At 38.6% G+C, this 24,707-nt stretch carries 24 protein-coding genes; all 24 read right to left on the reverse strand.

All coding sequences use genetic code 11. The features are described from left to right. Window positions 1-21 precede the first annotated feature (21 nt). A complete protein-coding gene (gene dut, locus OXPF_RS10190) occupies window positions 22-477 on the reverse strand; it encodes a dUTP diphosphatase (protein ID WP_054875107.1) in 456 nt (151 codons plus the stop codon). After that, entirely contained in the window at window positions 474-1,727 is a 1,254-nt protein-coding gene (locus OXPF_RS10195) for a M16 family metallopeptidase (RefSeq protein ID WP_054875108.1), read from the reverse strand. Before OXPF_RS10195 ends, dut begins: the two co-directional genes overlap by 4 nt. A 166-nt stretch (window positions 1,728-1,893) precedes the next feature. Next, window positions 1,894-4,011 carry a polyribonucleotide nucleotidyltransferase gene (locus OXPF_RS10200; RefSeq protein WP_054875109.1) on the reverse strand — a complete coding sequence of 706 codons (2,118 nt, stop codon included), beginning with the start codon at window positions 4,009-4,011 and terminating at the stop codon, window positions 1,894-1,896. Between the two features lie 106 nt (window positions 4,012-4,117). Then, window positions 4,118-4,381 carry a 30S ribosomal protein S15 gene (gene rpsO, locus OXPF_RS10205; protein WP_054875110.1) on the reverse strand — a complete coding sequence of 88 codons (264 nt, stop codon included), beginning with the start codon at window positions 4,379-4,381 and terminating at the stop codon, window positions 4,118-4,120. A 128-nt stretch (window positions 4,382-4,509) separates the two neighbouring features. Beyond that, the gene (locus OXPF_RS10210; protein WP_054875111.1) at window positions 4,510-5,442 is read right to left on the reverse strand and encodes a bifunctional riboflavin kinase/FAD synthetase; all 933 of its coding nucleotides are present in this window, start codon (window positions 5,440-5,442) and stop codon (window positions 4,510-4,512) included. Window positions 5,443-5,453: 11 nt separating this feature from the next. Then, window positions 5,454-6,344 carry a tRNA pseudouridine(55) synthase TruB gene (gene truB / locus OXPF_RS10215; RefSeq protein ID WP_054875112.1) on the reverse strand — a complete coding sequence of 297 codons (891 nt, stop codon included), beginning with the start codon at window positions 6,342-6,344 and terminating at the stop codon, window positions 5,454-5,456. Beyond that, on the reverse strand, window positions 6,341-7,315 hold the full coding sequence (locus OXPF_RS10220; RefSeq protein WP_054875113.1) for a DHH family phosphoesterase: 975 nt from the start codon (window positions 7,313-7,315) through the stop codon (window positions 6,341-6,343). The genes truB and OXPF_RS10220 overlap by 4 nt, the downstream gene beginning before the upstream one ends. Then, window positions 7,312-7,674, reverse strand: coding sequence for a 30S ribosome-binding factor RbfA (rbfA, locus tag OXPF_RS10225; RefSeq protein WP_054875114.1), 363 nt, complete (start codon window positions 7,672-7,674; stop codon window positions 7,312-7,314). The genes OXPF_RS10220 and rbfA overlap by 4 nt, the downstream gene beginning before the upstream one ends. Before the next feature lie 22 nt (window positions 7,675-7,696). Further along, the gene (gene infB / locus OXPF_RS10230) at window positions 7,697-9,847 is read right to left on the reverse strand and encodes a translation initiation factor IF-2 (protein WP_054875115.1); all 2,151 of its coding nucleotides are present in this window, start codon (window positions 9,845-9,847) and stop codon (window positions 7,697-7,699) included. A 22-nt stretch (window positions 9,848-9,869) separates the two neighbouring features. Beyond that, entirely contained in the window at window positions 9,870-10,172 is a 303-nt protein-coding gene (locus OXPF_RS10235; RefSeq protein ID WP_054875116.1) for a L7Ae/L30e/S12e/Gadd45 family ribosomal protein, read from the reverse strand. Continuing rightward, window positions 10,165-10,440: an RNase P modulator RnpM gene (gene rnpM, locus OXPF_RS10240; RefSeq protein WP_054875117.1), complete on the reverse strand. Its 276-nt coding sequence runs from the start codon at window positions 10,438-10,440 to the stop codon at window positions 10,165-10,167. The genes OXPF_RS10235 and rnpM overlap by 8 nt, the downstream gene beginning before the upstream one ends. 13 nt (window positions 10,441-10,453) lie before the next feature. Beyond that, a complete protein-coding gene (nusA, locus tag OXPF_RS10245) occupies window positions 10,454-11,509 on the reverse strand; it encodes a transcription termination factor NusA (RefSeq protein WP_054875118.1) in 1,056 nt (351 codons plus the stop codon). 17 nt (window positions 11,510-11,526) lie between these two features. Beyond that, entirely contained in the window at window positions 11,527-11,988 is a 462-nt protein-coding gene (locus tag OXPF_RS10250; protein ID WP_054875119.1) for a ribosome maturation factor RimP, read from the reverse strand. Between the two features lie 180 nt (window positions 11,989-12,168). Next, window positions 12,169-16,440 carry a PolC-type DNA polymerase III gene (locus tag OXPF_RS10255; protein WP_054875120.1) on the reverse strand — a complete coding sequence of 1,424 codons (4,272 nt, stop codon included), beginning with the start codon at window positions 16,438-16,440 and terminating at the stop codon, window positions 12,169-12,171. Then, entirely contained in the window at window positions 16,437-17,096 is a 660-nt protein-coding gene (locus OXPF_RS10260; RefSeq protein WP_054875121.1) for a glycosyltransferase family 2 protein, read from the reverse strand. Before OXPF_RS10260 ends, OXPF_RS10255 begins: the two co-directional genes overlap by 4 nt. Window positions 17,097-17,212: 116 nt before the next feature. Further along, a complete protein-coding gene (gene ispG, locus OXPF_RS10265; protein WP_054875122.1) occupies window positions 17,213-18,262 on the reverse strand; it encodes a flavodoxin-dependent (E)-4-hydroxy-3-methylbut-2-enyl-diphosphate synthase in 1,050 nt (349 codons plus the stop codon). A 12-nt stretch (window positions 18,263-18,274) separates the two neighbouring features. Then, window positions 18,275-19,288, reverse strand: a complete 1,014-nt coding sequence (gene rseP / locus OXPF_RS10270) for an RIP metalloprotease RseP (protein WP_054875123.1) — start codon at window positions 19,286-19,288, stop codon at window positions 18,275-18,277. Window positions 19,289-19,302: 14 nt separating this feature from the next. Further along, window positions 19,303-20,463, reverse strand: a complete 1,161-nt coding sequence (dxr, locus tag OXPF_RS10275; RefSeq protein ID WP_054875124.1) for a 1-deoxy-D-xylulose-5-phosphate reductoisomerase — start codon at window positions 20,461-20,463, stop codon at window positions 19,303-19,305. A 44-nt stretch (window positions 20,464-20,507) separates the two neighbouring features. Beyond that, the gene (locus tag OXPF_RS10280) at window positions 20,508-21,314 is read right to left on the reverse strand and encodes a phosphatidate cytidylyltransferase (RefSeq protein ID WP_054875125.1); all 807 of its coding nucleotides are present in this window, start codon (window positions 21,312-21,314) and stop codon (window positions 20,508-20,510) included. A 15-nt stretch (window positions 21,315-21,329) separates the two neighbouring features. After that, window positions 21,330-22,097 carry an isoprenyl transferase gene (locus OXPF_RS10285; protein ID WP_054875126.1) on the reverse strand — a complete coding sequence of 256 codons (768 nt, stop codon included), beginning with the start codon at window positions 22,095-22,097 and terminating at the stop codon, window positions 21,330-21,332. 43 nt (window positions 22,098-22,140) lie between these two features. Next, window positions 22,141-22,332 (reverse strand): hypothetical protein, encoded by a 192-nt coding sequence (locus OXPF_RS10290; RefSeq protein WP_054875127.1) that lies wholly within the window; start codon window positions 22,330-22,332, stop codon window positions 22,141-22,143. Window positions 22,333-22,334: 2 nt separating this feature from the next. Further along, window positions 22,335-22,892: a ribosome recycling factor gene (gene frr, locus OXPF_RS10295; RefSeq protein ID WP_054875128.1), complete on the reverse strand. Its 558-nt coding sequence runs from the start codon at window positions 22,890-22,892 to the stop codon at window positions 22,335-22,337. A gap of 45 nt (window positions 22,893-22,937) precedes the next feature. Continuing rightward, window positions 22,938-23,648, reverse strand: coding sequence for a UMP kinase (gene pyrH / locus OXPF_RS10300; RefSeq protein WP_054875129.1), 711 nt, complete (start codon window positions 23,646-23,648; stop codon window positions 22,938-22,940). 105 nt (window positions 23,649-23,753) lie between these two features. Beyond that, window positions 23,754-24,671, reverse strand: a complete 918-nt coding sequence (gene tsf, locus OXPF_RS10305) for a translation elongation factor Ts (RefSeq protein WP_054875130.1) — start codon at window positions 24,669-24,671, stop codon at window positions 23,754-23,756. Window positions 24,672-24,707: the final 36 nt, after the last annotated feature.

The following is a 24,707-nucleotide window of genomic DNA, read 5'->3' on the forward strand; positions in this document are numbered from 1 at the left end:
TAATCATATAGGATTAAGAGCCTATATTCCCGTCGACCCGAAACCGCCGCTGCCCCTTTCACTTTCGGGCAAGGCATCGGTTTCTTCAAAGCTTACATATTCAATTTTATTTATTACCATCTGGGCCACTCTGTCCCCCCTATTGACGGTAAAATCCTTTTCACTTAAATTTATTAAAACTATATTTATTTCTCCCCGGTAATCTGCATCCACAGTGCCCGGGCTGTTTAAGACCGTAATGCCGTGTTTGAATGCCAGCCCGCTTCTTGGTCTTACCTGGGCTTCATAGCCCTTTGGCAGGGCAATCATAATTCCTGTTGAAATGGTTTTGAATTTTCCCGGGGGGATAATTATACTGTCCTCGATATTTGCATACAAGTCCATACCGGCAGCCTGTGAACTCATATACTTAGGAAGAGGCAAATCCTTGGCGTTGTCAGTCCTTTTAATCTGTACGATTATTTTTTCATCCGTCATAATAAAAGGCCTTCGATATTCATCTTTTTATCAATCTTTCCTACCGCTGCCGAGCTTATAATACCATTTTCAAATACAGTTTTTATTATCCTCTTTGCGTCCTCGTGGGTAATTGCATCTATTTTGTCCAGTATTTCCTTAGGCTCGTTAATTTTCCCCAATAAAAGTTCTGATTTTCCGATCCCAAACATCCTGTTGCTGGTGCTCTCCAACCCCAGAATATAATTTCCCTTCAGCTGCTCTTTGGATTTTTTAAGTTCTGTTTCACTTACACCCTTTACTTTAATCTCTTCAATTTCATCCTGTATAAGGCTTATAACATCCTTAACATAGGAAGGATTCATCCCTACATAAATTGAAAAATACCCTATATTTCTGTATGAGGAAGGATATGAATATATGGAATAGGCATATCCCTTTTCTTCTCTTATCTTTTGAAACAGCCGCGAACTGGTGCCTCCGCCGAAAATATTATTGATGGCAAGGAGAGTATAGACATCATCATTTCCCATCTCGAGTCCTTTAAGCCCCAATGACAGATGTACCTGTTCTATATCCTTGTATTTTGTAAGCACCGACTTTTTAATTTCAGGCGCATCATAGCTGACATCTCTTTTTGTAACATTCCATTCCGCAAATTTTTCTGAAATAAGGGACATCACTTTATTGATATCAAAATTTCCTACAATCGATATTACAGTATTATCGGCTACATAGTTGTTATTAATGTATTCCTTTATTATACGGCTGTCAAAGCTTTTTAAAGTGTCCTGATTGCCTAAAATGGGATATCCTACGGAGGAATCCGGCCACATGGCTTTTGAGAGCAAATCTGTAGACAAATCCTCCGGAGAATCCTCATACATATTTATTTCTTCTAATATTACTCCTTTTTCCCTCTCTATATCGCTATCGTTCATGATGGAATTTAAAAGCATATCCGATAAAACATCTATGGCAATATCAAGATGACTGTCCAATACTTTTACGTAATAGCAGGTAGATTCCTTGCCTGTAAAGGCATTTATCTGCCCGCCGATTTCCTCGATGCTCTCGGCAATATCTTTTGCCGACCTTTTATCAGTTCCTTTAAACATCATATGTTCTATAAAATGTGAAATACCATTATTAATTAAGTTCTCATCCCTGGAACCATTGGCTATCCACACACCGACGCTTACTGAATTAACATATGGTATATATTCAGTTACAACTCTTATTCTGTTATCAAGAGTATCTTTTGTATACATTTTTTCCTCCTGAAGATTAAATTAAGCATTATGCCCTAAAGACGCAGTATTATTATTATAACTTATGTTTAATACCATAACAATAACTATCTTAAGTATGCCTGTCAGCAAGTAATTTTTATTATAAAATTATCATAATTTTTGCCATAAAAAAAAGGCTTTGGTATTAAGCCTTTTTATCCTTTTCGGCATTTTCCTTTTGATCTTTTAATGCATCTTTTCTTGATAAGTTGATTCTGCCCTGGCTGTCGATTTCAGTTACCTTAACCAGCACTTCATCACCTATGTTTACAACATCTTCGACCTTGTTTACTCTTTCAAAATCAAGTTTTGAAATGTGAACCAAGCCTTCTTTACCGGGGAGTATTTCTACAAATGCTCCGAAGGTGACGATTCTGTTTACTTTGCCTAAGTATACCTCACCGGCTTTAACTTCGTGAGTCAATCCCTCAATTATCTTAAGGGCCTTTTTGCCTGCTTCGGTATCCTGGGCTGATATGAATATTCTTCCGTCATCTTCAATGTCTATCTTAACTCCCGTATCGGCAATGATTTTATTTATTGTCTTTCCTCCGGGTCCTATAACATCTCTTATCTTGTCAGGGTCAATGGTTGTTGTTATTATCCTTGGAGCATAAGGTGAAAGATCAGTTCTTGGTTCACTTATGCATTCTTTCATTTTTCCTAAAATGTGAAGCCTGCCTTTATAAGCTTTTTCCAAAGTTTCCTTTATAACATCCTTAGGCAATCCATGAACCTTGGTATCAACCTGGATTGCAGTTATACCCTTTTCTGTACCAGCCACTTTAAAGTCCATATCACCAAAGAAGTCTTCAGTTCCCTGGATATCTGTCAGTACTTTAAATGTGCTGAAATCATCAGTTGATATCATACCCATTGCAACGCCGGCAACCATGGCTTTAATAGGAACGCCTGCATCCATCAATGACAATGTGCTGGCACATACGCTAGCCTGGGATGTGGAGCCGTTTGAGCTTACAACCTCGGAAACTAAGCGTATTGTGTATGGGAATTCTTCTTCTGAAGGTATGACAGGTTCCAATGCTTTTTCAGCAAGAGCTCCATGCCCTATTTCCCTTCTTCCGGGTCCTCTTAGCATCTTAACTTCACCTGTGCTGTAAGGCGGGAAATTATAATGATGCATATAGCGCTTGAATTCCTCTTCACCTATTCCGTCAAGAATCTGGACATCACCTACTGCGCCTAAAGTAGCCACAGTCAATACCTGTGTCTGGCCTCTTGTGAAAAGTCCTGTACCGTGAGTCCTCTTTAGAAGTCCCACATCGCAGGATATAGGCCTTATCTCATCAAAATCCCTGCCGTCTATTCTTACGTTTTCTTCTAAGGCTATCCTTCTCAATTCTTCCTTCATCATATTATAAAGAACTGAATCAATATCCTTTTCTTTCTCGGGAAAAATCTCTGCAAAATGTTCAAAGACCTTTTCCTTAACTTCCTGGGTTTTATCCTGCCTTTCAATCCTGTCCCTTATGTGCATTGCTTCTTTTATCAGCGGTTCGGAATATTCTATAACGGCTTTTTCAAGCTCTTCATCCACATGATATATTTTCGGAAGGATTTTTTCCTTGCCCACCTTTGCCCTTATATCTTCCTGGAACTTAATTAAATCCTGGCATTTTTCAAAGCCGAACATAATGGCATTGTACATGGTGTTTTCATCGATTTCCTGTGCTCCGGCTTCAATCATGATGACTTTTTCTTTTGTCGAAACAACGAGAAGGTTTAAGCTGCTTTTTTCTCTCTCAGCAGTAGTAGGGTTCAATAAAAATTCTCCGTGGGCATATCCTACCAAAACCGCACCTACAGGTCCTTCAAAAGGAATATCGGATATGGTAAGTGCAAGGGAGGCACCGTTTATGGACAATACGTCCGGCTGGTTGTCGGGGTCTACGGACATAACTGTACATATCACCTGTACATCATTTCTGTATCCTTTAGGAAACAGAGGTCTTATAGGCCTGTCAATTGCCCTTGCTGAAAGTATGGCCTTCTCCGTAGGCCTGCCTTCTCTCTTAACAAAACCCCCAGGTATTTTACCGACAGAATATAATCTTTCTTCATATTCTACGCTTAAAGGGAAAAAATCGATTCCTTCTCTTGGGTCGCTTGAAGCATTGGCATTTATTAAAACAGCAGTTTCACCATACTTTGCCAAAACTGCACCGTTTGAAAGCAAAGCAATTCTTCCTATCTCTACTTCCAACTTTCTGCCTGCTATTTCAGTTTCAAAATTATGAACCAATTTATTACCTCCTTTCAATAACTAATATATATGTTTTCCTAAAATATAAAAAAACACGCAATATGTAAATGAAATTAAAATAATAGAGCGGTATACACCGCTCCGATTATCTTCTGATGTCAAGTTTTCCGATAATAGTCCTGTATCTTTCGATGTCCTTGTCTTTAAGGTAATTTAGTAATCCTCTTCTCTGACCAACCATCTTTAAAAGACCTCTTCTTGAATGATGATCTTTTTTGTGCATCTTTAAATGATCATTCAAATGGTTGATTCTGTCAGTTAGGATTGCTATCTGTACCTCTGGAGAACCAGTGTCACCCTCGTGCAGCTTATACTGGCCTATTATTTCCTGTTTTCTGACTTTATCCATAGATGTCACCTCCTTAATATTAATCGCCAAAAGCCGTGTACATCGCCGGAGATTCGAAAAACACAGCAAATGGTTTATGTGAATTACAGACATATTATAGCAAAATAAAATTTATTTGTAAACATACTTTAACTGTTAAAGTACCTTACGGCATAGTTCTTATCCTTATTTACTTGGGATGCCAAATCATCAGGGCCGTTGAATGCCCTCTCATCCCTTATTCTATAATGAAAATCTATTTTTATATTTCTGCCGTATAAATCTTCACTGAAATCAATTATATGAGTTTCAATGGTTATTGGATTCTTTCCGAAGGTGGGATTGCTCCCAACGTTTGTAATGGCAATATAAGATACATCAGAATTTTCAACTCTGACTTTTGTTGCATAAACACCGCTCTTTGGCAAAATAAGGCCGGGTTTTGCAATGATGTTTGCCGTGGGAATACCCATGAGTCTTCCTCGGGCCTTTCCGTGAATAACATTTCCGCAAATTGAGAAATTTCTTCCCATAAATTTTTGAACGGCTTCCATGTCGCCCTGTTTTATAAGGCTTCTTATGGTTGTGCTGCTTACAAGCTGTCCTTCATAGAATATGGGCTCTACTATCTTTATGTCTAAATCCTTTCTTTTTCCGTAGTCCAAAAGATATTCTGACGTTCCTTGGCCTTTAAAGCCGAATTTAAAATTAAAGCCTGCAACTATGGCTTTTACGTCAAATTTTTTAATCAGTATCTCGTTTAGAAATTCCTCCGGCTGGGTATGAAGAAAATCCTGATCCACCTTGGAAAAATATAAAAGGTCAACTCCTAAGCCTTCAAAAATCTCGGTCTTTGCACAATTATCCGTTATGAGCATTGGAGCATTTTCCTTATTTAAAAAAGCAAGCGGATGTTTTTCAAAGGTAAATACCATAGTCTTATAATTCTTATCAACTGAAATATCTTTCAAGGCAGTTATAAGGTTTTGATGACCTAAATGCACGCCGTCAAAAAATCCCAAAGCGCAGGCATAAGGCCCTTCCCTTATAGTATCTGCCACACCCCCGTAAATTACTTCCATAGCTACACCCCTCAAGCAAAAACCTTGTCAATCTTAACAAAATCGTTTATATCATTTCTTCTGCCTAATGCTAAAAAGTTTTCATTATTATATATTAAAATAACATCATCATAGTTTCTTTTTTCAAATGTATTGCATTCATCAAAATTAAAGCCTACCCCGTTTAGCACTCTCTTTGAAAGCTCATCATCTATATAAACTCTGCTGTATTCCTCCAGAGCTTTGTCAGTACCATGTAAATAGGACTTCACATTATCATTTTCAACAGCGCATTTAAGTTCATCCAATGTTATTGCATCCTTTATATCGAAGGGGCCTGTCTTTGTCCTTAATAGGAATGTCATAATTGCATCGCTTCCAAGATATTTTCCGATATCGCTGCATAATGTCCTTATATATGTACCCTTTGAGCATGTCACATCAAATATGACCCTGTTTCCTTCTATATTAATAAGGCTTAAATCATATATAAAAACTTCACGAACCTTACGCTCTACCTCTTCCCCCTGCCTCGCAAGCTCATAAAGCCTCCTGCCATTGTGCTTTAAGGCAGAAAACATAGGCGGAATTTGTTTAATATTCCCTTTAAAACTTAAAAGAGCCTCATAAATTTTCTCATGAGAATTTAATTCATGGCTTAGAAATTCAACCTCGCCGTATTTATCAAGAGTATTGCTTAAAGCTCCTATCATAAGCTCTGCACGGTAGGATTTCTTATCGTTTAGAAGGTACTCAGTCACTCTGGTGGCTTTGCCTAAGCATACCGGCAGCACTCCTGCGGCATTAGGGTCCAGCGTCCCCGTATGGCCTGCTTTATCAGCTTTCACAAGCCTTTTTACATAGGAAACCACATCCTGAGAAGTCATAGCCGGCGGTTTTAAAATATTAAGTATGCCCTTCACCTGCCACCATCCTCTAGTGCTTGCTGCAAATCCTTTATGACAGCATCCCTAAAGTCACAAAGCTCACCTGTGATAGTGCAGCCTGCTGCCTTTGCATGTCCGCCACCGCCGTACTTTTCGCATATTTTTCTGACATCCACATAATTCTTTGATCTGAAGCTTAATTTATACTCATCAGCCTTTACCTGCTTCACAAAGAGGGCAACTTCCACAGTATTTATATCCCTTGCATAATCTATAAATTCCGATGTATTGACATCCTCAAGATTAAGGTCACCTAAATCCGATAACAAAAGCTCCATATAAGCAATTTTCGCATCACTATAAAGCTCTATGCTGCTCAGTGCTTTACCCATTATCTTTACATCGTTTAAGGAGTAATTTCTGTAAATAAGCTCATATATATTGCTGAAATTAATTCCTGTATTAATCAAATCTCCAGCTATCTGGTGGGTAACGGAGGTGGTATTTGAATACCTAAAGCCTCCTGTGTCTGAAAAAATAGCAGTATATAAACAAAGCGCCTCTTCCTTTCTTATATCCACGCCCATAAGCTTTATAATCTGGTATATCAATTCCCCCGCTGCCGAAGAATTCGAATCTACCAGATTATAATCGGCAAAAAGAGAATTTGTTAAGTGATGATCTATGTTTATGCTTATTTTGGATTTTTCTGAAAGGCAGCTGCATTTTCCCGTTCGGTCAAAGCTTCCGCAGTCCACAACGATAAATACATCAAATTCTTCATCCATATCCTCGCTGTAGTTGACAATGGAATCATAACCAGGAAGGTATGAATAATTGGAAGGCAGGCTGTCGCCTGCAAATACCTTCACATTTTTGCCCATAGCTTTTAAAACGTTGTATAATGCCAGCATTGAGCCCAAGCTGTCACCATCGGGATTAATGTGGGCAGATAAAGCAAAATTACTATTAATCTTTAAAACAGCTGCTATTTCCGATGCAATCATTTTATATCTTCCTCTGATTTATTAATTCCTTTTAACAGTTCATTTATATGCATTCCGTATTCAATGGAATTGTCCAGCTCAAAGATTATCTCCGGAGTATACCTTAACTTAACCCTGGTGCCCAATTCCTTTCTAATGAAACCGGCTGCACTCTTTAAACCTGCAATAGTATCATTTTTGCTCTTGTCATCGCCCATGATACTTACATAAACTTTGGCATATCTTAAGTCCTTTGTAACATCAACTAGCACGACGCTGGTAAATTCAGCAATCCTCGGGTCCCTTATATCATTTTTTATAATATCGCTTATTTCTTTTTTATATTCCTCATTTATACGGTTAACCCTGCTAAAAGACATAGTAATGCCACCTTTCTTCAGCCTATTTAGCTTTATCTATTTGAACCATTTCAAAACTTTCAAATATGTCGCCTTCCTTGATATCGTTGAATTTCTCAACGCTTATACCGCATTCATAGCCTGCTGAGACTTCCTTTGCATCATCCTTGAATCGCTTTAGGGAAGCTAGCTTTCCTTCGTATATAACTACTCCGTCTCTTATAAGCCTTACTTCATTTGCACGATTTATCTTACCCTCAGTTACATAGCAGCCAGCAATTGTGCCAATGCTTGATACTTTGAATGTTGCCCTGACTTCTGCCCTTCCTTGAACAACCTCTTTAAATTCAGGGTCCAGCATTCCTTTCATAGCTGACTCGATATCTCCGATTGCTTCATAGATTATCCTGTAAGTCTTTATATCCACCTTTTCCTTTTCGGCGTATACGCTGGCTTTTATGTCCGGCCTTACGTTAAAGCCGATGATTACGGCATTGGAAACGGAAGCAAAAGTAACGTCAGTTTCGGTTATGGCGCCAACACCGCCATGTATTACTTTTACCTTTACCTTTTCATTGGACAGCCGCTCTAAGGATTGAGTCAATGCTTCCACGGAGCCATGAACATCTGCCTTTACAATTATGTTAAGGTCCTTTACCTTACCGGCTTCAATCTGGCTGAATAAACCTTCTAATGATACTTTATGCTCATCAATCATCTTGCTTCTGGTTTCGTTTACCCTGCCTTCAACTATCTGTCTTGCCACCTTTTCATCCTGTACAACATACATTATGTCACCGGAATCAGGTGCCTCATTAAAGCCCAATACTTCCACGGGGATTGAAGGACCTGCGCCTTTTACCTTTTTGCCCTTGTCATCAAACATAGCCCTTACTCTTCCCGATGAAGTACCGGCAACAATTGCATCGCCAATATGCAGTGTACCATTCTTAACCAGTATGGTTGCCACTGCTCCTCTGCTTTTATCAAGCTTTGATTCTATAACTATACCCTTTGCATACCTGTTTGGATTGGCTTTTAATTCCTGCATCTCTGCAACCAGCAATATCATTTCAAGAAGGGTGCTTATACCTTCCTTGGTTTTAGCCGATACATGAACTATTATTGTATCTCCGCCCCAATCTTCGGAAACAAGACCGTATTCAGTAAGCTCCTGCTTAACTTTATCCGGATTTGCATTTGGTTTATCTATTTTATTTACTGCCACTACAATAGGTACATTGGCGGCCTTTGCATGGTTTATTGCTTCTATGGTTTGAGGCATAACCCCGTCATCTGCAGCAACGACCAAAATTGCGATATCCGTAGCCTGAGCTCCTCTCATCCTCATGGATGTGAAAGCTTCATGTCCCGGAGTATCCAAAAAAGTGATTTTATTATCATTTATTTCAACGGTGTAAGCACCAATGTGCTGGGTTATACCGCCAGCCTCTTCCAATGTGACATGGGTTTCCCTTATGGCGTCCAGCAGGGAGGTCTTACCATGGTCAACATGGCCCATAATTGTAACAACGGGAGGTCTGAATCTCAAGTCCTCGGGGTTATCCTCTATGTCGTTTATAAGAACTTCCTCTAAGTTCTTGACTTGCTCCTGTTCCGCAATTATGCCATACTGCTCTGCTATTTTTTCTGCAGCAGCAAAATCCAGCTCATGATTTATGGTAGCCATTACACCTGACAATATCAATTTCTTGATTATTTCCGCTGAAGGTTTTTTAAGCTTTTCAGCCAGCTCTTTTACTGTAATGCCGTCTTTAATTGACACTATTTTTAATTCTTGGTGAGACTCCTGTTTTTCATTGCTCTTTTCTGCTGCAGACTTATCAAAGCCTTTCTTTTTAGGCTTCACTTTATTGTTTACAACCTTTTTAGGGCCTGCATCCTTTATCTTTCCCTTTGGAACTGCAATAACATCTTCGATATCATCAATATCTGCGTCAATGTCACTCTGGGGCAATACTTCTTCCTTTTTAGCTGTATTGGTGTTTTTAGTCGCGTCTTTATTTGCTTCTTCTTTTACTCCGTAATAATCCTTAATAATTTTCAAGCCCTCATCTTCCACAATACTCATATGATTTTTAATATTTATATTAAATTCCTTCAGTAATTCTATTAAATCCTTGCTTGTAACGTTATATTCCTTAGCAAGTTCGTATACCCTTGATTTCGACATTCAATACACCCCCGAATATTATTTACTCAAACATACTCTGTACCACCTTTGACATGTTTTCGTCTTTGATTGCCAGCACCGACATGGATGCCTTCCCTATACAACTTCCCAATCTTTCTTTATCTCCGAATATAAAATAAGATAATTTTCTGCCTTTGCACAGACTTTCAAATTTATCTTTGGTATTGTCCGAAGCATTCTCTGCTATTATAAGTAATTTACACTTGTCCTTTTTGATATCAAAGATACAATTATTATATCCCGCTGCTAATTTACCGGCTTTTTTAATTATTCCCAGGAAAGAATACAATCTTTCTTCATTCAACGGGTAGTATCTCCTTTCTCAGAGATTCGTAAATATCAGGAGCTATCTGATGCTCCAGAGCCCGCTCCAGTTTTTTAGCCTTATATGCCTTTTCAAAGCATTCCATATTCCTGCACACATAAGCACCCCGGCCTGACAGCTTACCCGTAATATCAATTTTTATCTCATCTTCCTTTGCCGTCTTTACCACCCTGATTAGCTCTTTTTTGGGTTTCATTTCCTGGCAGCCTAAACACATTCTAAGAGGGATTTTCTTTTTTTTGAGCATGATAGAACGCCCCCTAAACTATTTCATCTTCTATATCTTTAACCTGAGACTGACTTTTTATGTCTATTTTCCATCCTGTAAGCTTTGCAGCCAGCCTTGCATTCTGTCCTTCTTTTCCGATGGCAAGGGATAATTGATAATCCAGCACCACTACCTTTGCCGATTTTTCCTTTTCACTGACCTCAACACTCAATACTTTTGCCGGGCTCAATGCGCTGGCAATGAATTCCTCAGGATTTTTGCTCCATTTAATAACATCTATTTTTTCTCCCTTTAATTCATCAACTATACTTTGAACCCTGGTACCCTTAGGTCCAATACAGGCACCTGTCGGATCCACATTTTCGTCATTTGAATGAACGGCGATTTTTGTTCTGGACCCAGCTTCTCTTGCAATGCCTTTTATTTCAACGACACCTTCGAATATCTCGGGCACTTCCTGTTCAAAGAGCCTTTTTACGAGACCGGGATGGGTTCTTGATACTATTATCTGAGGTCCCTTACTGGTCTTTTTAACTTCCACCACATAGAGCTTCAACCTGTCCTGGAAGTTGTACTCTTCTCCGGGCATTTGTTCGCTTTGCCCGAGGACAGCTTCGGTTTTGCCAAGGTCTATATAAACATTTTGTTTATCTTTTCTCTGTACTGTACCAATGACAAGGTCGTTTTCCTTGCTGGAGAACTGCTCGTAAATTATACCCCTTTCAGCTTCTCTTATCTTTTGAACCACTACCTGTTTTGCTGTCTGGGCGGCAATTCTTCCGAAGGTTTTTGGCGTTACCTCGATATCGATAATATCCCCTAATTTGTAATTTCTATCAATGCGCTTGGCATCGTCTATGGATATTTCAAGCAATTCATCCATTACTTCATCTACCATGGTCTTCTGAGCGTATACATGGACATCTCCGGTCTCTCTGTTGATGGTTATCTTAACATTTTGTGCCGAACCGAAATTCTTTTTATAGGCAGAAACAAGTGCGGATTCCAAGGCTTCGAATAAAACCTCGGGCTGAATCCCCTTTTCCTTTGCTATCTGACTTACTGCCTCAATAAACTCCCCATTCATTTCTTTTAACCCTCCTTCTATAATTTGATTTTCAATCTGACATGCGCGATTTTGTCCATGGGGAACTGCGCATCCTCTCCCTTTTCAGTTTGAATGGTTACATTTCCGTCTTTTAAACCTTTTAATATACCTTCGAATACTTTTTTACCCTCTAAGGGTTCATAAAACTTCACTTCGACATCCCTGTCCTTAAAGTATTCGTATTCCCTTTCATGAACTAAAATGCGCTCACCCGGTGACTGCACTTCAAGGCTGTAAGCATTTTGGATGGGGTCCAATTCATCTAATTTCTCATCCAATTCCCTGCTTAAATTCTCACAATCTTCGATTACTATACCCTGTGGTTTATCTATTATTATTCTCAGCACATAATTGCTGCCTTCTTTTTTATATTCAACGTCTATTAAGTTAAGTCCCAGTCTATTTGCAATTGGCAGGCATAATTCCTCTACCGTTTCTTCCACTTTCTTCTTTGCCATAGGAGTCCCTCTCTTTGGTTTTATTAATTATTTTCCCAATTATGCATATGTATTATACCGCATAACCCATGACAGGCTTAAGTAATATGAAAGAGTGGGTTTTTCCCACTCTTTGTGCACAATTAAAAGATTTTACCAAACTCAGTGCTATTATACCATCATAATTCTGATATTTCAAGCTTAAAATAAAGTCAGCTGATTGCTCTCGGGCATATCACGCAAACATCCATGATTTTTAAGTATCTCAATAACAGTTTTGGAAACCTTTGCACGGTTTCTTAAATCTTCAATGGATATGAAATTTCCCTTTTCTCTTGACTCCATTATGCTTCTTGCAGCTGCTTCTCCCAATCCCTGCAAAGAGTTAAGGGGAGGAATAAGGCTATTTCCTTCGATTAAAAACTTCACTGCATCAGACTTGTACAAATCCACAGGGCAGAATGAAAAACCTCTTTTATGCATTTCCAATGCGATTTCAAGTATGGTAAGCAAACCCTTGTCTTTTTGAGAGGCCTCGTTTCCCATAGCCTCAATGCTCTTTATCTTATCGGTTATGCTTTTTTCGCCCTTTGTTATGATGTCGGCATCAAACTCATCAGCCCTTATAGAGAAATAAGCTGCATAATAACATAAAGGATAATAGACTTTAAAATAGGCAATCCTTATGGCCATCATAACATAGGCAACTGCATGGCCCTTAGGGAACATGTATTTTATCTTGTTGCAGGAATCAATATACCACTGGGGCACATCATTTGCCTTCATCTCCTCCATATCTTCCGGCCTTAAGCCCTTTCCCTTTCTTACTCTTTCCATTATGTTAAATGCGCTCTTTGGCTTTACACCTTTATACATAAGATAAAGCATTATATCGTCCCTTGTACAGATTACTTCTTTAAGTGTGGCGGTGTTGCTTCTTATAAGGTCCTGGGCATTATTAAGCCATACATCCGTACCGTGGGACAGTCCGCTTATCCTTACCAGTTCCGCAAAGGTTTTAGGCTTTGTATCCACAAGCATCTGCCTTACAAACTTTGTTCCAAATTCAGGAAGGCCTAAGGTTCCGACCTCGCAGTTTATATCTCCTTTTTTTATTCCCAAAGGCTCAGGGGAGGTAAATAGCCCGATTACCCTTTCATCTCCTAAAGGCAGGGTTGTTGGATCTATTCCCGTTAAATCCTGAAGCATTTTAATTACCGTCGGGTCGTCATGACCTAATATATCAAGCTTAAGTAACCTTCCGCTTATGGAATGGTAATCAAAATGGGTGGTTATGATATCCGATTCAGAATCATCAGCCGGGTGCTGCACCGGAGTAAACTGATATATTTCATTATCTCTCGGAACGACCATTACACCGCCTGGGTGCTGGCCTGTTGTCCTTTTAACTCCCGTACACCCTTTAGTAAGCCTCTCAACCTCTGCTTGGGAAGTTACTATGTTTTTTTCTGCAAGATAGTTTTTAACAAAACCATAGGCAGTTTTATCAGCAATTGTACCGATGGTCCCCGCTCTGAAGACATGTCCCTTTCCAAAGAGCTCTTCTGTATATCTATGAGCTACGGGTTGATAATCTCCCGAGAAATTCAAGTCTATATCAGGCTCCTTGTCTCCTTCAAATCCTAAAAATACTTCAAAGGGTATGTCGTGTCCTTCCTTTATTAGCTCCTCACCGCAGTTGGGGCATATTTTATCCTCCAAATCAGCACCGGAGCCTATGGAGCCGTCGGTTATAAATTCCGAGTGCTTGCACTTTTTGCATACATAATGAGGGGGAAGGGGATTAACTTCTGTAATACCGCACATGGTAGCCACAAAGGAAGATCCTACAGAGCCCCTGGAGCCTACCAGATAGCCGTCATTTACAGACTTATGAACCAGCTTTTGGGCTATTAAGTACAATACGGCATAGCCGTTATTTATTATAGAATTTAATTCTTTATCTAATCTTTTCACGACTATCTCTGGAAGGTTTTCTCCATATATCTCATGAGCTCTGTCCATGGTCATCTTTCTGATTTCATCATCGGCACCGTCTATTTTAGGCGTAAAGGTTTCATCGGGTATGGGCTTTATAACCTCCACCATATCCGCAATTAAATTGGGATTTTTTATAACAACATCATAGGCATACTCTTTGCCTAAATAAGAAAATTCATCCATCATCTCCCGCGTGGTCTTTAAATAGAGAGGAGCCTGCTTGTCTGCATCTTCAAAGCCCTGACCTGACATCAAAATCCTTCTGTATACCTCATCTTCGGGATTTAAGAAATGGACGTCTCCTGTGGCAACCACAGGCTTTTTATATTTAATACCTAAATCCACTATCCTTTTGTTGATGTTTTTTAGCTCTTCTTCATTTTGCACCCTGTTTTCACGGACTAAAAATTCATTATTGGCAATTGGCTGAATTTCAAGATAATCATAAAATCTCACAATGTCCGCAAGCTCAGAATCGCTTGCCCCGCGCAGCACTTCCCTGAATAAAAGCCCCGCTTCACAGCCCGAACCTATTATAAGCCCTTCTTTATACTCCATAAGAAGGCTCTTTAAAATCCTCGGCCTCCTGTAATAATAGTTCAAGTGGGATATGGAAATAAGCTTATATAGATTCAAAAGTCCTTCATAATTTTTAACTATTAAAACTGTGTGGTAGGTATCGGCCTTTTTATAATCCTGCTTTCCGTTAAATATGCTGTTTATATCCTTAAGCTTACTTGCACCCTTTTCTTTAATGATATCAAGGCATTTTAAAAATATCCTTCCGGTACATTCAGAATCATCCACTGCCCTGTGATGGTTTTCAAGTTTTATACCTAAGTGCTTTGCAACTACATCAAGCTTATGCTTCTTAAGTTCAGGGAAAAGCATTCTTGATAAGGTTAAGGTATCAACAACGGGATTATTTATTTCCGCTCCCAGCTTCCTTGCGTTTTGCTTTATAAAGCCTACATCAAATTTGGCATTATGGGCAACTAAAGGCGCATCCCCAATAAAGCTTAAAAATTCCGGCAGTACGACAGATATAGGGGGCTTGTCCTTAACCATTTCATCATCAATTCCAGTTAATTCAACAATATTCCTTGGAATTTTAACTCCTGGGTTTATAAGGGCGCTGAAGCTGTCTGTAATCTGCCCTTCCTTTATTTTAACGGCACCTATCTCCGTTATCTTGTCCGTAAAGCTTGACAATCCCGTGGTTTCAATGTCAAATACAACAAACTCACAATCTAAGGAGGTGTCATTGCTGTTATATACAATGGGTACTCCGTCATCTACCATATAGGCTTCAACGCCATAGAGCACCTTTATATTATATTTTGCCGCCGCTTCCGCAGCTTCCGGAAAGGCTTGTACCACACCATGGTCTGTAATGGCAACTGCTTTATGGCCCCATTTGGCAGCAGTTTTTATAAGATGGGAAACGTCACTTACACCGTCCATAGAACTCATCTGAGTATGCAGATGAAGTTCCACTCTTTTTTCTGGATAATCATCCATCCTTGAAATGCCCTTGGTCTCTTCGATATCAGATGCTATCATGGTGGTTTCCTTTGAGTATTTATCAAAGGATGCTTCTCCTCTTACTTTGCAGTGAAGGCCTACCTTTAACCTTTCTTTTAATGCGTCACCAGTTTTCTCGTTTGGAAAGGCTTTTACGGTAATGGAACTTGTATAATCCGTTATATTAAAGCTAATGATGGTCCTTCCGGTTTTTGTCTCAATGATTTTTAAATCAAATATATCCCCTTCAATGGTTATCCTTCCTGATAAATCATTTACTTCCTTAATAGGGATCACAAAATCATCAGTCTTTTTTCCCAGTATAAGGGGAGATTTGCTGTCCTCTTTTATGGCAGCGGAGCTGCTGTTTTTAGTATTTTTTATAAAATCCGATAAAAGCGCTTTATCCTCTTCCTGTTTTTTTGCAAAATATTCTGTGTGAGAGCTTAAGTCCTCTTTATAATCAAGCTTAATGTTTACTTTTATGCCGTAATTTTCTTTAATATATTCCCTTATTAAATCATGGCAGCCCTTCGAAGTTAGAAAATCATAACTGAATTTATTCTCTAAAATCAATATGTAATCGTTAGCCTCTATCTTCCTCTGGACATTTTTAAAAGAGCCATTTATCATGGGCACCTTAAGGGAAACATATTTGATTATATCCTCAAAATACTCCGAATCCATAGTGTTCATATCCAGAGCTTTTGCTGGCTTTTTTATGGGTATAATGTCAACAGTTTCATTTATACCGTATTTTTTTCTTATGATGCTGCACAAAGACTTTATTGCATCGCTATGAAGCTCAATTGTTGATTTAACATATATATTAAAGCTTCTATCCTTTTTGTTTACCGACACTTTTTCGATATTAATATCTTCAACTAAAGGCACAAGATTTTCTTCAATCTCAATGCCCTTAAGAAATTCTTTCAAAGCTTTTGTCATCTTTTACCTCCGGCTCTTTTTCTTTTGATATGTATTCCCATACACCTTAATATATCCCAGTACATCTTAAGCCTGGCAGCAAAACCTTTTGCCAATCCAAGCTTTTCTTCTTTCATATGATGAGTCATGTCAGGCAGTGGAACCATATCTACCCTTAAATTATTTATCTCTGCATATTTTGTAAGGGCTGCTTCTATTCCGTACCTTGTTATGTACATATTTTCAATGTTATCGATAACGGATTTTTTGACTGCTCTTTGACCTGAAAGATGAGGAGCAATTTTTTGTGCCAAATCCGTTGCCAATCTTCCGTTAGCGAAAATACCGATGGTCATATCAGCAAAATCGTTAATGACAGGAGACAGTAAATTGTAAATATGTTTTTCTGTCAACCCTATCAAATCCGCATCGAGAAAAAGTACAATACTTGCACCACAGTTTTTCAAGCCCTCCTTCATGGCGCCGCCCTTTCCTAAGTTGTTCTTTAATTCTATTACATTAACGCCGAAAGATCTGGCCTTTTCCGCGGTACCGTCACAAGAGCCGTCGCTTACCACTATAATTTCATCTATAATATTTACTTTTTTTAATACCAAAAGGACATCTGCAATGTGTTTTACCTCATTATAGGCGGGAATAATGGCAGTTATTTTCATTTATATTCCTCCACTTTTAAAGTGTTGGATATCATCCGTGCTCTCTTTAATATTCTAACATAAAAATAGAACAGATAATAATCCCTGTTCTATTTTTGCCATATTTGTAAAATTAACTACATGCTCTTGATTTCGTCGATAAGCTCCCTTATGATGTCTCTTTCAGGAATTTTTCTTATTATCTCTCCTTTTTTAAACAGCAAGCATTCTCCCTGGCCTCCTGCAATTCCAATGTCGGCCTCCCTGGCTTCTCCCGGCCCGTTTACGGCACAGCCCATAATGGCCACCTTTAAATTTTTATCCATATCCGTTATCTTCTCTTCAACTTCAGTGGCTATTTTTATAAGGTCAATGCTTGTCCTTCCGCAAGTAGGGCAGGATATTACTTCTATTCCGCCCCTTAATAAACCTAGGGCTTTTAAAATCTGACGGCCTACCTTTACTTCATCTGCCGGGTCCCCCGTTAAGGACACCCTTATAGTATCTCCTATTCCCTCTGACAGAAGAGCGCCTATGCCTACGGAAGATTTAATGGTTCCGGACATCAGCGTGCCGGCTTCGGTAACGCCTAAATGAAGAGGATAATCTGTTCTTTGTGAAATCAAACGGTAAGAATCTATCATTGTCATCACATTTGAAGATTTTATGGAAATAACAGTATCATAAAAGCTGCATTTTTCAAGGATATCAACATGTTTCAAGGCACTTTCAACAAGAGCTTGTGACGTAACTCCTCCGTATTTTAAAAGCATATCCTTTTCCAAGGAGCCAGAATTTACACCTATTCTTATAGGAATGTTTTTATCCTTTGCCATTTCAACGACAGTCTTTACTCTGTCTATGCTTCCTATATTGCCTGGATTAATCCTTAATTTATCCACCCCATTTTCCATGGATAAAAGAGCTAAACGATAGTCAAAATGTATATCAGCGACAAGGGGAATTTTTATTCTTTTCTTAATGCCTTTTATAGCCAGAGCAGCTTCGGTATCAGGTACCGCTACCCTAATTATTTCGCAGCCTATATCCTCTAACCTTTTTATCTGCTCTACGGTCTTTTTAACATCCCTTGTATCGGTGTTGCACATGGACTGAATGGCAATTTTGTTATTGTCTCCTATATAAACATTTCCTGCTTTAACCTGCCTGGTGTTTTTTCTTTGCATAATACCACCTGCTTAAAATATGCTTAATCTTAGAAAATCCCTGAAGGTAATCAATACCGTTAAAATCATGAGGAATGCAAAACCAATGAAGTTTACCACTCCTATTTTATTTGCATCTAACCTTCTTCTTCTTAAACCTTCAATGACTAAAATAAACAGCCATCCTCCGTCTAAGGCCGGGAAGGGTATGAGGTTCATTATGGCTAAATTTATGCTTAAAAAGGCAGTGAATACAAGAAGACTGTTAAAGCCCTGCCTTGCCGCATCTCCCGCAAATTTGATGATTCCTACGGGACCGCTTACATCTTCCGTCGAAGCCTTTCCCATAATAAGATTCTTAAAGAAGCCGCCTATTTGCTTTACAAAGGACCAGGTATTGTTGACTCCATAGTTCAGGGCTTCCAAAATATTGGCTCTGCCTATAGTTGCTTCAATACCTATCATGTATCTTTCTTCCTCGGCATTCCATATTGGATTAAGCTCAAAGCTTTTTTGGTCTCCGTTCCTGTCAATAACGATATTGAAAGGCTTGCCGCCGTTTTCATATACAAAAACCAGGTAATCCTCATAGGTCGATATTTTCTGGCCGTTTACCCTGATAATCCTGTCTCCAGGAAGTATACCCGCATTTTTAGCGGCAGGATACTCATCCACCAATTTAGAAACTATGGGTTTTACATAGCCGGAAGTCATGGAAATTATGGCAAATATCACAACGGCAATGATTATATTCATAATGGGTCCCGCTGCAATTACCGACATTTTTGCAAGGGTTTTTTTGCTGCTGAAAGACCTTGGATCATTAACCTCTTCTTCTTCACCCAGCATCTTGACATAACCGCCGATTGGAAAAATCCTTAATGAATATGCCGTCTCTTTACCGTCAAATTTAAATAACCTGGGTCCCATGCCAAAGGCAAATTCCAGAACTTTTATATTATTAAGCTTAGCCATTATAAAATGACCAAATTCATGCCCCATTATCAGCAGGCCGAATACAAATACAACTGCTAACAGAGTTATCATTAACACACCATCCTTTATTTCAAGTAATTTTTATATATAAAACTCTTGGTATTTTTGTCAATTTCAATTATCTCTTCAATTGAAGGTTTTTCATTTGTATTATGCTTTAACATTGACTGCTCTACAATATCCTGTATATCTAAGAACTTTATTTTCCCTTTCGAAAACAAATCAACAGCGGCTTCATTAGCCGCATTCAAAACAACCGGCATGGTGCCGCCTATCTTTCCCGCATCATATGAGAGCTTAAGGCATTTAAAGGTTTCATAATCCGGCTCTTCGAAGGTGAGTTTGCCTGCCTCAACTAAATTGAGCTTATGGGATACTCCTGGTAATCTTTCAGGATAGGACAGCGCATATAATATGGGATTTCTCATATCCGCTGCTCCCAACTGGGCAATTATTGACCCATCGATGTATTCCACCATTGAGTGAATTATGCTCTGTGGATGAACCACTACATCTATTTTGTCAAAGTTTCTGTCAAAAAGCCAGTGGGCTTCAATTACTTCTAAGCCTTTATTCATAAGTGTAGCCGAATCTATGCTTATTTTTCTGCCCATGCTCCAGTTTGGATGCTTTAAGGCCTTTTCCGGGGATATATCAACTAAATCTTCTGTTTTTTTACCTCTGAAAGGTCCTCCCGAAGCTGTAAGTATTATCTTTTCCACATCTTTTGGATTGCTGCTTAATTGGAGGCACTGAAATATTGCCGAATGTTCGCTGTCTACCGGAATAAGCTTTGAACGTGAGTTTTTTAATGCTTCCATAACAACACGACCGCCGGCAACCAGGGTTTCTTTGTTTGCAAGGGCAATATCCTTGCTTTTTTCTATGGCTTTTACCGTAGGCTGCAAACCCACCATTCCCACAACCGCTACCAAAACCATGTGCGCATCATCTATGGTTGCAACTTCAATCAAACCTTCCATGCCGGAGGTTATTTCTGTTTTCAAGTTGATATTATTTAATCTTTCCCTTAATTTATTTACACATGCATCATCAAAAATCGCCGCTTTTTGTGGTCTAAACTCCACAATCTGTTCATAGAGAAGGTCTGCATTGCTGTTTGCCGACAAACCTACTATATTAAACTTATCTTTGTTTTTTCTTACCACATCAAGGGTTTGAACACCAATTGAACCTGTCGAACCCAAAACTGATATATTCTTCATGATTATACTCCCAAATTATGTATTTATTTTATCCATGGTGGAAATCAGTAGAAAACATACCTTATATAATAATATATTACCGGTGCCAGGAAAAGTATGCTATCAAACCTGTCAAGGACACCGCCGTGGCCAGGCATAATATGGCCGTAATCTTTTATACCCACATTCCTTTTTATGGCTGAAGCTGCCAAATCACCAATCTGAGATATAATACTGCCTATTATGCCCATTATGATGATACTGAAAATTGGGATATCAATTATATTCTGCATATTCAAAAATACTCCGTATAATACACATACAATACAGCTTCCAACCACTCCTCCTATGGCTCCTTCTATTGTCTTTTTGGGGCTTATATCAGGGGCCAGTTTGTTTTTGCCAAAGAACATCCCTGAAAAATATGCAGAAGTGTCCGTTACCCATGAGCAAATGAAAACAAACCATATTAAATATACACCGATGCCTTGTATTGCCCTTATAAGATACAGGTATCCGAAAAACAAGGATATATATAATATCCCTACTATCGTAGCTCCTGCTCCCCAAAAATTATATTTTTTTGAGAAAACGGGTATGGACAAAAGAATTAAAGTTAATATGGTAATATAAGGTACGGCAAATACTCTTGTCTGGCTGTTATAAAGAAGTAGGACCATAACAAGTCCGCCGGAAATTCCTATAACTTTCATAGGTTTTATATTGCTGCTGCATACGGCGTTGAAATATTCATATAAAGCTATACCCGTTACTATTAATAAGGCTACAAAGAATATATTTACGTTTATTAGCACTGCTGCGAAAAGTATTGGCAGAGCTATGACAGCGCTTAGTATTCTTTTTAAGAGCATGCAAAAACCTTCTTTCTATTGCTTAATTCCACCAAATCTTCGATCCCTGATCTGAAAATCGTATATTGCTTTATAAAGGTGATTTCTTTTAAAATCCGGCCAATTTACATCTGAAAACCATAATTCCGAATATGCACACTGCCATAACAAAAAATTGCTCAGTCTTAATTCTCCACTGGGCCTTATTATAAGATCCGGGTCGGGAAGATTTTTTGTTGAAAGATATCTGGATATCAAAGACTCGTCTATCTTTTCAGGGTCAAAACTTCCCTTTTTAACATCTGCACTAATTTTTCTTACAGCACTTATTATTTCATTTCTGCTTCCGTAGTTAAGGGCTAGATTTAATACAAGGCCGTCATTGTTTTTAGTTATATTGAAGGCATTTTTAAGCTCCTGCTGGCACATTAGAGGAAGCTTGGTTATATCACCTATAGCCATTATTTTCACTTTCTTTTCATGAAGCTCCTGTACTTCTTTTCTTAAATATTCCACCAGAAGATTCATAAGGGCATTTACTTCATCAGCAGGCCGCTTCCAGTTCTCTGTTGAAAAAGCGTACAGTGTGAGCACTTTAATACCCAGTTCCGATGAAGCTCTTACAATATCTCTTATGGCTTCTACGCCTGCTTTATGGCCCATGGCTCTCGGTAAATTTCGATGCCTTGCCCACCGGCCGTTACCATCCATTATTATAGCTATATGCTGAGGCAGCCTTGATTTATCTATTTTATTAAGCAAATCCTCTTCTGCTTTTTTTGGTTTCTTAAAGAAGGAAAACATAATTTCACCCCTCGCTTGCAAAAAACCCCTCTGTTTTGAGGGGTTAAAAGCAGCCTACAATAAGTATTATCTTTTGAGCATTGTTATAAACTTTAAGAATTCTTTTTTCTTCTCCGATTTTTTCTTTTCTTGGAGAATAGTATTCTTCTATAATTATATCATCATTTACTATACCTGCCATATTAAGCTTTATAATACCCTCGTCAAGTATGAACCCCAGTATATCAGGAAGCAATATTATACCTCCATTATTTCCTTTTCTTTGGTTTCGACAATCCTGTCGATTTCCTTGATGATATTATCAGTTAATTTCTGAATATCTTCTTCGCCCTTTTTCTCCTGGTCTTCGGTTATAGTGCTTTCTTTTTTCAAGGCCTTTATTTTTTCGTTAGCTTCTCTTCTTATGGACCTTACAGCAACCTTTGCCTCTTCACCATGCTTTTTAATAACCTTTACCAGGTTCTTTCTGGTTTCTTCCGTCAATTCGGGAATCAATAGCCGGATTAACTTCCCGTCATTAGTAGGGTTTAAGCCTAAATCGGATTTTAGTATTTCTTTTTCTATCTCTTTAAGTATGCTTGAATCCCAGGGCTGTACCGTTAATAACCTGGGCTCAGGAACAGCTATGCTTGCTATCTGGCTTATGGGTGTTGGTGTACCATAATATGGTACGACAATTTTATCAAGTATAGAAGGGTTAGCCCTGCCGGCCTTCAATGATGCTAATTCCTTTTTTAACACAGTTATGGTTTTATTCATCTTTTCTTCGGATGATTTGTAAACTTCCTTTACCATTTGATTTCCTCCTTAATATTAGTGACAGGCATCTTAATATTAATTTTATATATTGCCTACAAAAGTACCAATAGCTTCTCCGCAAAGTACTTTTATAATGTTGTCCGGTTTATCAAGTCCAAATACAATTATTGGAATTTTATTGTCCATACACAATGAAGTTGCAGTGGAATCCATTACTCCCAAACCATTGTCTAAAATCTCGATGTAATTCAATTTTTGAAATTTTTTTGCATTGGGATTTTTCTTGGGGTCGCTGTCATAGACACCATCAACTTTTTTAGCAAGAAGTATAACATCCGCTTCAATTTCCGCAGCTCTTAATGCAGCAGTAGTATCCGTTGAAAAATACGGATTGCCTGTACCGGCAGCAAAAATCACTACCCGTTCTTTTTCCAAATGCCTCATTGCCCGCCTTCTTATGAAGGGTTCAGCTACCTCTCTCATTTCAATGGCTGTCTGAACTCTTGTATCTACACCTATATTTTCCAATGAATCCTGCAGTGCCAGAGCATTTATTACGGTAGCCAGCATACCCATGTAATCGGCAGTAGTCCTGTCCATACCTTCACCTTCTCTGCCTCTCCATATATTACCGCCGCCTACTACCACACAGACGCCTACACCTAATTCAACAACTTTTTTTATCTGCTCTGCGATTGTATTTACCGTAACAAAATCTATACCTGCTCCCTTTTCCCCCGCAAGTGCTTCGCCGCTGAGTTTAAGCATTATCCTTTTATATTTGGATTGCATACTTATATTATACCTCCATTTATAATATTTCTACAACTTTCCAGTGGATTTTATTCTCTAAAAAAAGAGAACACAAGGCGTGTTCTCAGTTTTCTGTTTTTAGTATCAGGAACGATTAATCTGTGCCTGAACCTCAGCTGCAAAATCTTCACTTTTCTTTTCTATACCTTCACCTTTTTCAAATCTTGCAAACTTTTTAATAGTAATTTTTGAACTGGACTGTTTTGATTTCTCTTCAACCAATTTGCCTATTGTGTAGTCCTGATCTCTTATCCATAATTGTTCAATAAGGCATACTTCTTTAAAGAATTTCTGAAGTCTTCCTATAACCATTTTTTCGGCAATGTTCTCGGGCTTGCCTTCATTCATGGCCTGAACCTTGTAAATTTCTCTTTCTTTTTCAACTACGTCTTCAGTTACTTCATCTTTTGAAATATACTGAGGATTTGCCGCAGCTATCTGCATAGCTATGTCCTTTGCAAGTTCATCTAAGTTGGCTTCGCTGTCTGATGAAAGCTGGAGCATAACACCGATTCTGCCGCCGCCGTGTATGTAGTCTTTTATTATGCCCTTATCTTCTTTAACAAATCTTTCAAATCTTCTTAAATTCATATTTTCGCCGATTTTAGCGATTAATTCAGTTAAAATATCCTTTACAGTACCTTCGCCTGCAATATACTTTTCACTCAAAAGCTCTTCCACATCTTTAGCTTTTGATAGTGCAGCCTGTTTAGCTACATTCTTTACAAAATCGATAAAGTCCTGATTTTTTCCAACGAAATCAGTTTCACAGTTTACTTCAACAACAGCGCCGTATTTGCCGTCTTCAGAAATATATGTTTCAACAAGACCTTCTGATGCCACCCTGCCGGATTTTTTGGCAGCAGCAGCAAGACCTTTTTCCCTTAAAATTTCGATGGCTTTTTCCATGTCGCCGTCAGCGCTACTCAAAGCTCTTTTGCAGTCCATCATTCCTGCTCCGGTTCTCTCTCTTAATTCTTTTACCACTTCAGCAGTGATCATATTTTTTCCTCCCTTAAATTATAAAAGGTAAGGGTT

Origin of the sequence: Oxobacter pfennigii (assembly GCF_001317355.1) — a bacterium.
Classification (GTDB): domain Bacteria; phylum Bacillota; class Clostridia; order Clostridiales; family Oxobacteraceae; genus Oxobacter; species Oxobacter pfennigii.

Bases quoted from the DNA above. Each gene is read 5' to 3' on its own strand.
- dut (WP_054875107.1), bottom strand. From the start codon at position 477: ATGACGGATGAAAAAATAATCGTACAGATTAAAAGGACTGACAACGCC.
- OXPF_RS10195 (WP_054875108.1), bottom strand. From the start codon at position 1,727: ATGTATACAAAAGATACTCTTGATAACAGAATAAGAGTTGTAACTGAA.
- rpsO (WP_054875110.1), bottom strand. From the start codon at position 4,381: ATGGATAAAGTCAGAAAACAGGAAATAATAGGCCAGTATAAGCTGCAC.
- OXPF_RS10210 (WP_054875111.1), bottom strand. From the start codon at position 5,442: ATGGAAGTAATTTACGGGGGTGTGGCAGATACTATAAGGGAAGGGCCT.
- OXPF_RS10220 (WP_054875113.1), bottom strand. From the start codon at position 7,315: ATGATTGCATCGGAAATAGCAGCTGTTTTAAAGATTAATAGTAATTTT.
- rbfA (WP_054875114.1), bottom strand. From the start codon at position 7,674: ATGTCTTTTAGCAGGGTTAACCGTATAAATGAGGAATATAAAAAAGAA.
- infB (WP_054875115.1), bottom strand. From the start codon at position 9,847: ATGTCGAAATCAAGGGTATACGAACTTGCTAAGGAATATAACGTTACA.
- rnpM (WP_054875117.1), bottom strand. From the start codon at position 10,440: ATGCTCAAAAAAAAGAAAATCCCTCTTAGAATGTGTTTAGGCTGCCAG.
- nusA (WP_054875118.1), bottom strand. From the start codon at position 11,509: ATGAATGGGGAGTTTATTGAGGCAGTAAGTCAGATAGCAAAGGAAAAG.
- OXPF_RS10250 (WP_054875119.1), bottom strand. From the start codon at position 11,988: ATGGCAAAGAAGAAAGTGGAAGAAACGGTAGAGGAATTATGCCTGCCA.
- OXPF_RS10255 (WP_054875120.1), bottom strand. From the start codon at position 16,440: ATGACAAAAGCTTTGAAAGAATTTCTTAAGGGCATTGAGATTGAAGAA.
- OXPF_RS10260 (WP_054875121.1), bottom strand. From the start codon at position 17,096: ATGAAAATAACTGCCATTATTCCCGCCTATAATGAGGTAAAACACATT.
- ispG (WP_054875122.1), bottom strand. From the start codon at position 18,262: ATGCAAAGAAAAAACACCAGGCAGGTTAAAGCAGGAAATGTTTATATA.
- rseP (WP_054875123.1), bottom strand. From the start codon at position 19,288: ATGATAACTCTGTTAGCAGTTGTATTTGTATTCGGCCTGCTGATAATG.
- dxr (WP_054875124.1), bottom strand. From the start codon at position 20,463: ATGAAGAATATATCAGTTTTGGGTTCGACAGGTTCAATTGGTGTTCAA.
- OXPF_RS10280 (WP_054875125.1), bottom strand. From the start codon at position 21,314: ATGCTCTTAAAAAGAATACTAAGCGCTGTCATAGCTCTGCCAATACTT.
- OXPF_RS10285 (WP_054875126.1), bottom strand. From the start codon at position 22,097: ATGTTTTCCTTCTTTAAGAAACCAAAAAAAGCAGAAGAGGATTTGCTT.
- frr (WP_054875128.1), bottom strand. From the start codon at position 22,892: ATGGTAAAGGAAGTTTACAAATCATCCGAAGAAAAGATGAATAAAACC.
- pyrH (WP_054875129.1), bottom strand. From the start codon at position 23,648: ATGCAATCCAAATATAAAAGGATAATGCTTAAACTCAGCGGCGAAGCA.
- tsf (WP_054875130.1), bottom strand. From the start codon at position 24,671: ATGATCACTGCTGAAGTGGTAAAAGAATTAAGAGAGAGAACCGGAGCA.